At 69.5% G+C, this 10,519-nt stretch carries 8 protein-coding genes; 5 read left to right on the plus strand and 3 right to left on the minus strand.

Going from position 1 to position 10,519, the window contains the following annotated elements:
- The first annotated feature begins 168 nt into the window (after positions 1 to 168).
- The 3 genes from Ade02nite_RS44140 to Ade02nite_RS44150 all read left to right on the plus strand — a co-directional run bounded on the left by Ade02nite_RS44140 (position 169) and on the right by Ade02nite_RS44150 (position 4,748).
- Positions 169 to 1,194 carry a M12 family metallopeptidase gene (locus Ade02nite_RS44140; protein WP_203777223.1) on the plus strand — a complete coding sequence of 342 codons (1,026 nt, stop codon included), beginning with the start codon at positions 169 to 171 and terminating at the stop codon, positions 1,192 to 1,194.
- A gap of 13 nt (positions 1,195 to 1,207) precedes the next feature.
- Positions 1,208 to 2,308 carry a trypsin-like serine peptidase gene (locus Ade02nite_RS44145; protein WP_203777225.1) on the plus strand — a complete coding sequence of 367 codons (1,101 nt, stop codon included), beginning with the start codon at positions 1,208 to 1,210 and terminating at the stop codon, positions 2,306 to 2,308.
- A 142-nt stretch (positions 2,309 to 2,450) separates the two neighbouring features.
- Positions 2,451 to 4,748 carry a glycoside hydrolase family 9 protein gene (locus tag Ade02nite_RS44150; protein WP_203777227.1) on the plus strand — a complete coding sequence of 766 codons (2,298 nt, stop codon included), beginning with the start codon at positions 2,451 to 2,453 and terminating at the stop codon, positions 4,746 to 4,748.
- A gap of 3 nt (positions 4,749 to 4,751) precedes the next feature.
- Here the strand turns inward: Ade02nite_RS44150 and Ade02nite_RS44155 are convergent, their stop codons facing one another.
- Positions 4,752 to 5,702 carry a hypothetical protein gene (locus tag Ade02nite_RS44155; RefSeq protein WP_203777229.1) on the minus strand — a complete coding sequence of 317 codons (951 nt, stop codon included), beginning with the start codon at positions 5,700 to 5,702 and terminating at the stop codon, positions 4,752 to 4,754.
- A 148-nt stretch (positions 5,703 to 5,850) separates the two neighbouring features.
- Between Ade02nite_RS44155 and Ade02nite_RS44160 the strand changes: the two genes are divergently transcribed.
- Positions 5,851 to 6,693, plus strand: a complete 843-nt coding sequence (locus Ade02nite_RS44160; protein WP_203777231.1) for an SCO6745 family protein — start codon at positions 5,851 to 5,853, stop codon at positions 6,691 to 6,693.
- On the opposite strand, the gene Ade02nite_RS44165 is transcribed toward Ade02nite_RS44160, so the two are convergent.
- Both Ade02nite_RS44165 and Ade02nite_RS44170 read right to left on the minus strand, forming a co-directional pair.
- Positions 6,680 to 7,729 carry a patatin-like phospholipase family protein gene (locus Ade02nite_RS44165; protein WP_203777233.1) on the minus strand — a complete coding sequence of 350 codons (1,050 nt, stop codon included), beginning with the start codon at positions 7,727 to 7,729 and terminating at the stop codon, positions 6,680 to 6,682. The genes Ade02nite_RS44160 and Ade02nite_RS44165 overlap by 14 nt on opposite strands.
- Entirely contained in the window at positions 7,726 to 9,948 is a 2,223-nt protein-coding gene (locus tag Ade02nite_RS44170) for a protein kinase domain-containing protein (RefSeq protein ID WP_203777236.1), read from the minus strand. Before Ade02nite_RS44170 ends, Ade02nite_RS44165 begins: the two co-directional genes overlap by 4 nt.
- A 151-nt stretch (positions 9,949 to 10,099) precedes the next feature.
- Between Ade02nite_RS44170 and Ade02nite_RS44175 the strand changes: the two genes are divergently transcribed.
- Positions 10,100 to 10,456 (plus strand): PRC-barrel domain-containing protein, encoded by a 357-nt coding sequence (locus Ade02nite_RS44175; protein ID WP_203777238.1) that lies wholly within the window; start codon positions 10,100 to 10,102, stop codon positions 10,454 to 10,456.
- Positions 10,457 to 10,519 lie beyond the last annotated feature (63 nt).

A 10,519-nucleotide genomic window follows, 5' to 3' on the forward strand; every position in this document is an offset into this window, starting at 1 on the left:
GTGAGTGCTGGATACCTCCCGGACGGCTTTCTGACAACGCTCTCGCAGGTCATTGACTTGACCAAGAAATCAAGAGAAAGCTGAGTTCCAGTTTCTCGCCACGCCGGTCGGCAAAGACGATTCCCGGCGGGCAATTAATCCTGCTTTTCTTTGGGGAAGGGGCGTGCCATGGAGAAGTTGCGGTATTGCGCTGCTCCGCCGCGCATCATGCCGATGCTGCCGGCCGACATCCCGGCGGAGAGGCGGCGCGCGATCGTGGTGGGTCGCGCCATGTGGGCGAACGGGACGAAGTTGCGGTACGCCTTCCTGGACGGCGGCCGTGACGAGCAGAAGGCGGTCGTGCGCGAGTCGTTCGCCGAATGGAAGGAGATCGGCATCGGGCTCGACTTCGCCGAGGTGAGCTCGCCTGCCGAGGCCGAGGTGCGCATCGGGTTCGAGCAGGGCGACGGCTCCTGGTCCTATCTGGGCCGCGACGTGCTCCAGATCGGCCAGAGCGAGCGCACCATGAACTTCGGGTGGGACCTCACCACCCCGCACGGCCGGGCGACCGCCCGGCACGAGATCGGGCACACGCTCGGCATGCCGCACGAGCACCAGAATCCGAACGCGGGAATCGTCTGGGACGAGGAGGCCGTCTACACGTTCCTGGGCGGCCCGCCGAACAACTGGCCGCGCGAGAAGACGTTCCACAATGTGCTGCGCAAGCTCGACCCGGCCGAGGTGAAAGGCTCCGACTGGGATCCCGAGTCCGTCATGGAATACGCGTTCCCGTCGGGCCTGGTGATCACCCCGGAGGAGTACAAGAAGAACGGTATCCGCCCACCCGGCACGATTTCCAAGATCGATATGGAGCAGGTGCTCATCTGGTATCCGGGGCTCGAGGCACAGTTGCCGCGCCTGACGCCGTTCCAGTCGACCCCGCTGAGCCTGCGCCCGTCCGAGCAGTTCAACGCCGAGATCGTGCCCGACGCGAGCCGCGAGTACAGCATCGGCACGTTCGGCTCGGCCGACATGGTGCTGGTGCTCTTCGAGGAGGACAAGGGCGAGCTGCGGTTCCTCGCCGGCGACGACGACAGCGGTCAGGCCCGCAACGCGCTGATCAAGGTCAAGCTCTTCGAGGGCCGGCGGTACGTGGTCCGCGCCCGCATGTACTACTCGTGGGCGTCCGGCTCGTCCGCCGTCATGTACTGGTGAGGAGGGCCGTGCCATGGCTGTCGAACTGCTGAGGTTCTCCGGCGAGCAGTCGAGCCCGACCGGGCTCGAGCGGGTCTACGCGCAGGACCCGGTCCTCGCCCGGGGTGAGCCGCCCGAGGAGCTCGTCCACCTGCGCGACAACCGCGAGATCTTCCTCTCCCGCGAGCTGCAGCCGCGCACCGAGCGGGTCGAGAAGGAGGACATCTGGCGCGTCACGCTGCCGGTCGCGCCCGGGCTGCCCGGCCAGACGGCCGTGCGGGAGTCGCCGGCCGACATCGCCGCGGCGGTGGACCCCGACGTGGGGTTCGCCGGCTACCGCCCGGACTGGATGCCGCTGCTGCCCGCGCCGCGCCCGGCCGCCGGTGCCGAACAGCCGGTGCTGCGCCGGTTCAACGGCAAGGCGACCCGGCCGCTGTACGTCTTCCCGCCCGAGAACCGCGCCGTGTTCCAGGACACCGCGTGGCCCTGGGGTGTGGTCGGCAAGGTCTTCACCAGCGCCGGGTGGTACGGCACGGGCGCGCTCATCGGGCCGCGCCTCATGGTGACCGCCGCGCACGTGGTGCCGTGGAACAACGTCGCCGCGGGCAACTGGTGGATGCGGTTCGTGCCGGCCTACTTCAACGGCACCTCGCTGCACGGCGCGGGCGTCGAGTCGTACGTCTCGGACGTCCGCGGCTACAACCCCGGCACCGCCGTCACGGGGTACGACTACGCGGTGTGCCGCCTCTACAACCCGCTCGGCAACTCGCTGGGCTGGTTCGGATACAACGGCTACTCGGAGTCGTGGAACAACCAGGCACACTGGACGCTGCTCGGCTATCCGGGCGCGGTGGCCGGCGGTGAGCGCCCCTCCTGGCAGGGCAGCTGTTCGATCTTCGACGTCGACGGCGACTCCAACGGCGGCAGCGAGCTCGAGACCCGCGCCGACGTCACGGGCGGCAACTCCGGCGGCCCGCTCTTCGGCTGGTGGAACGGCGACCCGCGGGTGATCGGCGTGGTGAGCGGCGAGGAGACCGACTGGATCTTCCCGGCGAGCAGCGAGGCCGGCAACGTCGTCGCCGGCGGCTCCGGTTTCACCAACCTGTGCGCGTGGGGCCGCACCAACTGGCCGTGACGGCCGATCCCACGGTGGGCCCGCGGCGGCGACGGCTGTCGCAGGCCCACCCGCGCCTGGATGACACAGGAACTTCACAAACTCCTAACGACAGGGTTCAATGTCTGGGAGCGCTCCCACCCTCCCCGAAGGGGGCACACCCATGCGCCGTGTCCTTCTCGCCCTCGTCGCCCTCGTCGCCCTCGTCGCCCTCGTCGTGACGGCCGCCGGGCTGTCGATCCCCGGCGAGCCGGCCGCCGCGGCCGGCTCGTTCAACTACGGTGAGGCCCTGCAGAAGTCGATGTTCTTCTACCAGGCCCAGATCGCCGGGAGGAAGCCGGCGTGGAGCCAGGTCTCGTGGCGCGGCGACGCGGCCATGAACGACGGCGCCGCGGCCGGGCTCGACCTCACCGGCGGCTGGTTCGACGCGGGCGACCACGTGAAGTTCGGCTTCCCCATGGCGTTCACCACCACCATGCTCGCCTGGGGCGCGGTCGAGTACCGCGACGCGTACGCCTCCTCCGGGCAGCTCACCTCGCTGCTGAACAACCTGCGGGTGCCCAACGACTACTTCATCAAGGCGCACCCGTCGGCGAACGTGCTCTACGGGCAGGTCGGCAAGGGCGACGACGACCACAAGTGGTGGGGGCCGGCCGAGGTGATGCCGATGGCGCGTCCCGCGTACAAGATCGATGCCAGCTGTGGTGGCTCCGACCTGGCGGGGGAGACGGCGGCTGCCATGGCCGCGAGCTCCATCGTCTTCCGGCCCACCGATCCGTCGTACGCCGACCGGCTGCTCACCCACGCGCGGCAGCTCTACACGTTCGCGGACACCGTGCGGAAGGCGTACAGCGACTGCATCACCGACGCCGCCTCGTACTACAAGTCGTGGAGCGGCTATCAGGACGAGCTGGTGTGGGGCGCCATCTGGCTGTACCGGGCGACCGGCGACGCCACGTACCTGGCCAAGGCCGAGAAGGAGTACGACGCGCTCGGCACCGAGCCGCAGAGCTCGACCCGGTCCTACAAGTGGACCATCGCCTGGGACAACAAGCAGTTCGGGGCGTACGTGCTGCTGGCGAACCTGACCGGCAAGCAGAAGTACGTCGACGACGCGAACCGCTGGCTGGACTGGTGGACGGTCGGCGTCAACGGCGAGAAGGTGCGCTACTCGCCGGGCGGTGAGGCCGTCCTGGACAGCTGGGGCTCGCTGCGCTACGCCGCCAACACGGCCTTCGCCGCGCTCGTCTACAGCGACGGCGCCGCCGACACCACCCGCAAGGCGCGCTACCACGACTTCGCGGTCCGGCAGATCGACTACGCGCTCGGCGACAACCCCCGCCGGTCGAGCTACGTGGTCGGCTACGGCGCCAACGCGCCCAAGAACCCGCACCACCGCACCGCGCACGGCTCCTGGTGGGACAACATGACCGTGCCCACCGAGACGCGGCACGTGCTGTACGGCGCGCTGGTGGGCGGCCCGTCCGCGCCCGACGACGCCTACACCGACCAGCGCAACGACTACGTGATGAACGAGGTCGCCACCGACTACAACGCCGGCTTCACCTCGGCGCTGGCCCGGCTCCACCGCGAGTACGGCGGCGCCCCGCTCGCCGGGTTCCCGCAGGCGGAGAAGCCCGACATGGACGAGATCACCGTGGAGACGACGGTGATGCAGAACGAGACCCGGGCCACCGGTCTCAAGGTGATGATCTACAACAAGTCCGCGTACCCGGCGCGGGCGCTCACCGCCGCGACGTACCGCTACTACTTCCGCCAGGAGGGGACGTCGGCGATCCAGGTGACGCCGGGCTACACGCAGGGCTGCCCCGCACCGTCGACGGCGAAGCAGGCGTCCGGCGATCTGTGGTACGTCGAGGTGAGCTGCGCCGGCCACACGATCGCGCCGGCCGGCCAGTCCGCGCACCGCATGGAGGTGCAGTTCAAGGTCGGCGTGGCCGAGGGCGGCAGCTGGGACCCGTCCAACGACCCGTCCTACGCGGCCGGGACCACAGTCAACCGCAACGTCCCGCTGTACGAGGGGAGCACGCTGATCTGGGGCCAGGAGCCGTCGCCGTCCACGCCCGGCCCGACCCCGACTCCCACACCCACGCCGACCCCGACCCCGACTCCGACCCCGACTCCGAGCGCCGGTTGCCGGGTCACCTACTCGGCCAGCGACTGGGGGAGCGGCTTCACCGGCACGGTCACCATCGCCAACACGGGCACGACGCCGTGGACGTCGTGGAGTCTCGGCTTCACCTTCCCCGGCAACCAGAAGGTCGGCCAGGGCTGGTCGGCGACGTGGGCGCAGAGCGGAGCGCAGGTCACCGCGACCAACCAGTCGTACAACGGCGCCGTCCCGGCCGGCGGCTCCACCAGCGCCGGCTTCAACGGCACGTACAGCGGCGCCAACCCGCCCCCGACAGCGTTCACCGTCAACGGGACGGCGTGCGCCTGACCGTCACGCACCCGGCGTCAGGCGATAGCCGTTCGCCTCGATGCCCGCCTCCGCCTCGGCGATGATGTCGGAGATGACGGCTTCATCGCGATCCCACCGTTCCGCGATGACGCTCCACATCAAGGAACAGGCCAGGTAGACGTCTTCCGAGGTGATGCCGTCAAGCGGCACACGCTCACCGACCGCGAGGCGCACAAGGTAGGCGGCCTTCATGGGGTCCAGACTCAACAGCAACGTTTTCCGCGTTGTCGCCACCAGCGCATCGATCTCCCGGACGTCGGGGTCCGGGTGCAGGTAGAGAGGCGCCGCCACGGCGAAGGAGGTCCGCATGACGCGAAGCAGGTCGCCGTTCGGGACGTCGTCCGAGCTCACCCCTTGCACAGCGCCTCGATGCAGCAGCAACGAGAGCACATAACGTCCCGCCAGGCTGGTAGGCGCCCGCCGTCCGGCAGGTGGTTTCGGCGTGCGAGGCGGACGACGGTCGTCGGGCCTCGCCGGCAACCAGTGCTTCTCGGCGAGATAGGGCCGATGGATCCGCCGGTATCGCCCATCGCCCAGGATCGACCTGTCGGTTTCACGGCCGTCCGCCATGGTGCCGACGATCTCTGCTTCGGCCTCAGCAACCAACTGCACGACCTGCTGGTCGGTCAGCTCCAGATCGTCGGCCAAGGCGAAAAGTACGGCATACGTGATCTCCCCGAAGACGTCGGTAAGCGCGTCGGAAAGATACTCATCTCCCATGAAAACGCGGAGCGTCGCATCGACGTCACGGACCTGGAACCGGTCACCGCCGGGCGCCTTGAGAACGAAACGCCACGCGAACCGCGTGACCATCCTCCGGTCGACATGGCGGTCGAACCGGCGCCTGGCAGCCACGACGAAGGCCGCCAGGATCACGGCGAACGACCAGCCTCCAGCGAGCTCGCCCGCGAGGATCCGCTCCTGCTCCCGCACGTCTCCACGGAGGGCGGCACTGACCATACGCGCCTCAGGCGAACTCAGGGCAGATCACTTCCCATGTCGTCGTCAGGGGTCTGATCGATCATCTTGCCCGCTCGCCGGCCCGTTCCGGAAGGCGCCGAAGGCATGGAAGTATCGAGCGATGACGTCGCCGCGCGAACTCTGGTCGCTGTTCGAGCCCTTGCACGCCGTCACCTACTTCACGCCGCAGGCCGCCGCGGCCTTCGAGGCCGCCGGGCTGACCGGCTTCTGGCGCCGCTACTTCGCCGGGCGCGCCGCCGCCCTCGGCCCGGTCGGGCCGGGTCCCGTCACGGCCGCGTTCTTCGGGTTCGCGCCGGCCATGGTGTCGCGGGCCATGCCGAGCGTCTGGACGCGCATCACCCCGGCCGACGCGATCGCCGCCCGCACGGCCGGGGCGAGCGCGGCGCTGACCGATCTGTTCGACGGCCTGCCCGCGTCCACGGTGGCGGACGCGGCCGACCTGCTCGCCGAGGCCGCGCTGTCGGTGGACCTGCCGGGGCGGACGCTCGCCGCCGCCCACGCCGACCTGCCGTGGCCCGGCGAGCCGGTGGCCCGGCTCTGGCACGCGGCCACCATCCTGCGGGAGCACCGCGGTGACGGGCACGTGGCCGCGCTGCTCGTCGCCGGCGTCGACGGCTGCGAGTCGCTGGTGTGGCGGGTGGGCCTCGACGGCGGCCGGCTGCGCGAGGTCACCCAGCCGGCGCGGGGCTGGACCGACGACGAGTGGCGGGCGGCGACCGATCGGCTCGAGAAGCGCGGCTGGCTCACCGCCGACGGCGTCGCCACGGCGGCCGGCCGCGCCGCGTACGCCGAGGTCGAGGCTTTGACCGACCGTCTCGCCGCGGGGCCGTGGCAGCGGCTGGGGGACCGCGGCGTGCAGGTGCTGACTCCGCTGGCCGAGCGAGCGTGGCGCGTCCTGCCGGACGACAACCCCATCCCGCTGCGCCGCGCTAGTGCCGGTTGAGCCGGTCCACGGGAAAGAGAAACTCGGCCCGGTTGTGGTCGGGCACGGTCAGCCGCAGCATGGCGCGGCGATACTTGCGCTCCACCGCCGAATAGACGACCTCGTATCCGGAGCGCGCGCCCTCCAGGAGCAGCCACGGGTTCGACTCGTGGCGGATCACTTCCGCGTGCCGGGGCAGGGGCGCCAGATCCAGGATGTACGGGCGGCGCGCCGGGTGCAGCCGCTCGTCCTCGATGCGGCGGCGAGCCTGCTTGTACGTGCGCACGGCGTCGACGTATCCCCGGCCGAGCCCGGCGCGGAGCCGGTCGAGCCGGAAGCCCACGTAGCGGTTGAGCAGGGAGACCCCGGGCCGCGTGGAGCCCATCGGGCGGGTGCTGAGCGACAGGATGTGGGTGACCCGCTCGTCCTTCTCCGCGATCAGGAACGGGTGGGCGGTCAGCACGCCGCCGTCGATCCCGCGGAAGTCCCGGAACGGCGACGCCCCTCGTACGGCCAGCGGAAGCCACATGCTGGCGCGCAGCGCCGAGAGCAGGTCGGCGGCGGACGAGAAGTCGGCGGGCGCGCGCGTGGTCAGGTTGTCGATGTCGGTGACCATGATGTGCACCGGGATCTCCGACTTCAGCACGGCCTCGTAGCTGAGCGGTTTGCGCTCGCCGACGATGTCGCCGAGGGCGAAGTCCAAATTCATGATCGACTGGCCGCGGAGGATGCGGCGGAAGTCGAGGAAGTCCTTCGAGGTCAGGTCGTCGAAGTAGATCGAGGTCGGGTACCAGGTCTCGCCGCCGACGAAGTACGCGGCGTTGATCGCCCCCGACGAGCACGAGTAGATGATGTCGAAGCCGTTCTTGACCTCGATGTCCTCCAGCGCGCACAGCATGGCCGCCGACACGACGCCGCGCAGGCCGCCACCCTCGACCGCGAGCGCCACGAAATGACCGTCGTCGCGCCGTCCGGGCCGGCTCTGCCGCTCGCGCCGCTCGCGCAGCACCTCGAGGACCGGGTGGTCCTCGGCCCAGTGCGCGGTCATCTCGGTCATGCCGCCCCCTCGCCGACCGGTTGCGCGACCGGCGCGACCCGGGGAGCGGGCGCGCTGCTGTTGCGGCGCACCAGACTCACCCGTTCCGTGGCCATCACCGCCCGCTGGAGAGCCACGCGGATCGGCGGCCCGCCGAGTCCGCACTTGATGACGTAGAACAATCCGATATTCACACTCGCGACCGTCGAGGCATAGAGCCATCCGTCTTTCAGGACGCCCGTATAGATCAAGAAACCGATCACCCAAACGATGATCATGTAGAAGAAACTGCTCGGCAGCCATTCGCCGTACTTCGACAGCCCGGAGACCTTGCCGTCGTGATCCGGCACGGTGCTGATCTTGCTGATGCGCGCCTCCTTGAAGGAGGATTCCGCGAACTTGATGCACGACCAGTTGAAGATGACGGCGTACGTCTGGCCGAGGGCCGAGGCGAGCGGCCAGAACCGTGCCTCGACAAAGGTGCACGAGAGGACGAGCAACGAGTTCACCACCGCGAACGAGCGCATGGACAGCTCGGCCGCCCACGCCCGGAACCGCAGGCGGCCGGTGGTGCCGAAGGCCGCCGACAGCGGCGAGAGCCGGGCGAACAGGCTTTGGTAGAGCTTCGCGCCGAGCAGGGCGTAGCTGAGGCCGACGAGCCTGGCCTGCCAGTTGTTCTCCCAGTCCGGGATCTCGTAGCCGCCCACCCGGAGCCGGTCGAGAACCGGGAAGTCGTCGCCCGCGTCGCCGATCGGCTTGTTGAGGACGAACCGGTTGAACATCTCGACCGGCCGGTTGCCCCAGTCCCACTCCGCGTCCCGGGCGAACCACCAGATCACGAAGATCACGGTCAGGGTCGACACGATCGCCGAGAAGTACGACCAGAAGTACTGCTTGCCGATCTGGGCGCGCCGGGGGTCGCCGCGCTTGCTCCGGATGGCCTTCCAGAGCTTGCGCTGCCGTCCGGGCTCCCCGCGGTACGGGCCGACGACCTCGCGGATCAGCGGCCAGAGCGTGCTGGCCGTGCGCCCGTCCCCGCCCTGCGCCGCCGCGGAGGCGATCTCGAGGTCGTCGAGGAAGGCCGCGCACAGCTCCTGGTAGTCGACCTTGCCGGAGAGCCCGGCGGTCAGCAGCCGGTGCTCGGGCGAGCGGTCGATCAGGTCCTCGAGATAGTGGGCGATCAGCGGCGCCTGCTCGTAGAAGACGTCCGGCACGGTCGCGTCGGAGTTCGGCCGCGAGCCGGCGAACAGGATCAGCAGCTGCCCGAGCGAGTAGAGGTCGGCCCGGTCGATCGAGGCGTTGCCCTCCCGCACCTCGGGGGCCACGTAGACCGACTCCGCGCCGTCGACTCCCATGATCGAGCGGGTGTAGAGGTAGTTGCGCCCGAGGTCGACGAGGACCAGGTCGTCGTCCTCGTTCTTGACGATGATGTTGCTGGGTGTCAGGTCCGCGTGGGTGAGGTGGCCGAGCTTCTGCATCTCGACGAGCGCCTCGAACAGCACCTTGCCCCACCGTTCGAGCTCGGCGAAGTCGAACTCCGCGACGCCGTTGCGGCGCTCGTGCTGGAGCGTCTCGGCGAGCGTGCGGCCCTCGACGAACTCCATGAGGATCCAGCCGTCGGCGCTGTCCAGGGAGCGGACCAGGTGCGTCACGTTGTCCTGGCGCATCCCGTACTTCGTGGCGTACTGCCGGGTGGCGTCGGCGATCGACTCGATGGTGAGGAACGGGGCGAGCAGCAGCTTGAGCGCGCGCATCTCGGCGAAGCTGTCTCTCTGGAAGGCCTGCCGGACCTTGAGGATCAGCGAGGTGGTGCCGTGCCGGTGGAAGCGGAGCGTGGTGAGGTCGAGACCCCGGCCCAGGCCGTAGACGTCGCTGAGGGCCGCCTGGACGGCCGGGTTCCGGGTCAGCACGTGGCAGGTGTTCTCGCAGTCGTGGCCGAGCTGCGTCACGCCGAGCGGTGCCGGGTTGGTCCGGCGATACTCCGACTCGCGCAGGCCGAGCAGGGTCAGCAGGAGCACGCCGACGAAGCCGTTCGCCCGATGCGTGCGCCACCAGGCGAAAAGCTTGTCGATCGGCGGCTCGTCGAATCGATCGTTGAAATAGCGGAACTCGGCCGGCAGTTCCCGCAGCACCGAACTCCACTGCGCCGCCCCGAAAAGATCATCGAAATGCGGATCTTCGCCGGTGACGGCCGCCCTGATCTCATTGATCAAGGCGTCGTACGACTGCTGAAGAGTCATCTGCCATGCATTCTTATCGGGGTCGCGCCTTCTCACCGAGCAGCTTGCCATGAGACAACTAAATTGAGAATGCGCCCGGCGGAGGACCCATTCTGGCATCGCGGCGCCACTCGGCGCGTTTCGACGGCTTCCGGGCGGGCACTGGGACAGCGTGTTTCCAGCTGAGAACCTGCGCGACTGGCGCGGCGAGGATGTCATCGACCCCGACGGCGCCAAGATCGGCGACTTGGAGGCGGTCTACGTCGACACGCTGAACGACGAGCCCGCGTACGCCACCGTCCGCGTCGGCTTCATCGGCCGCCACCGTCTGGTCTTCGTGCCCCTGGCCGGCGCCACCGTGACCCCGAAGGCGGTCCGCGTCCGCTACGGCAAGAAACAGGTCACCGACGCCCCCGGCATCGAGATCGACGGCGAGCTCGCGGCAACCGAGGAGCCGAACGTCTTCGCCCACTACAACGTCCCCTACGAGCCGGGCGTGTCCGGCGCCCGCCGCCTCGCCCGCCGCTGACGCCGCACGCCCGCGGCGGTCGCCCCTTGCCGGGCCGCTGGTTTCGGTGGGCGCCTTGCCGGG

The organism is Paractinoplanes deccanensis, assembly GCF_016862115.1.
GTDB lineage: Bacteria > Actinomycetota > Actinomycetes > Mycobacteriales > Micromonosporaceae > Actinoplanes > Actinoplanes deccanensis.

What these genes read in the sequence shown, in the direction of transcription:
- Ade02nite_RS44140 (WP_203777223.1), top strand. Translation starts at nt 169, where the DNA reads ATGGAGAAGTTGCGGTATTGCGCTGCTCCGCCGCGCATCATGCCGATG.
- Ade02nite_RS44145 (WP_203777225.1), top strand. Translation starts at nt 1,208, where the DNA reads ATGGCTGTCGAACTGCTGAGGTTCTCCGGCGAGCAGTCGAGCCCGACC.
- Ade02nite_RS44150 (WP_203777227.1), top strand. Translation starts at nt 2,451, where the DNA reads ATGCGCCGTGTCCTTCTCGCCCTCGTCGCCCTCGTCGCCCTCGTCGCC.
- Ade02nite_RS44160 (WP_203777231.1), top strand. Translation starts at nt 5,851, where the DNA reads ATGACGTCGCCGCGCGAACTCTGGTCGCTGTTCGAGCCCTTGCACGCC.
- Ade02nite_RS44165 (WP_203777233.1), bottom strand. Translation starts at nt 7,729, where the DNA reads ATGACCGAGATGACCGCGCACTGGGCCGAGGACCACCCGGTCCTCGAG.
- Ade02nite_RS44170 (WP_203777236.1), bottom strand. Translation starts at nt 9,948, where the DNA reads ATGACTCTTCAGCAGTCGTACGACGCCTTGATCAATGAGATCAGGGCG.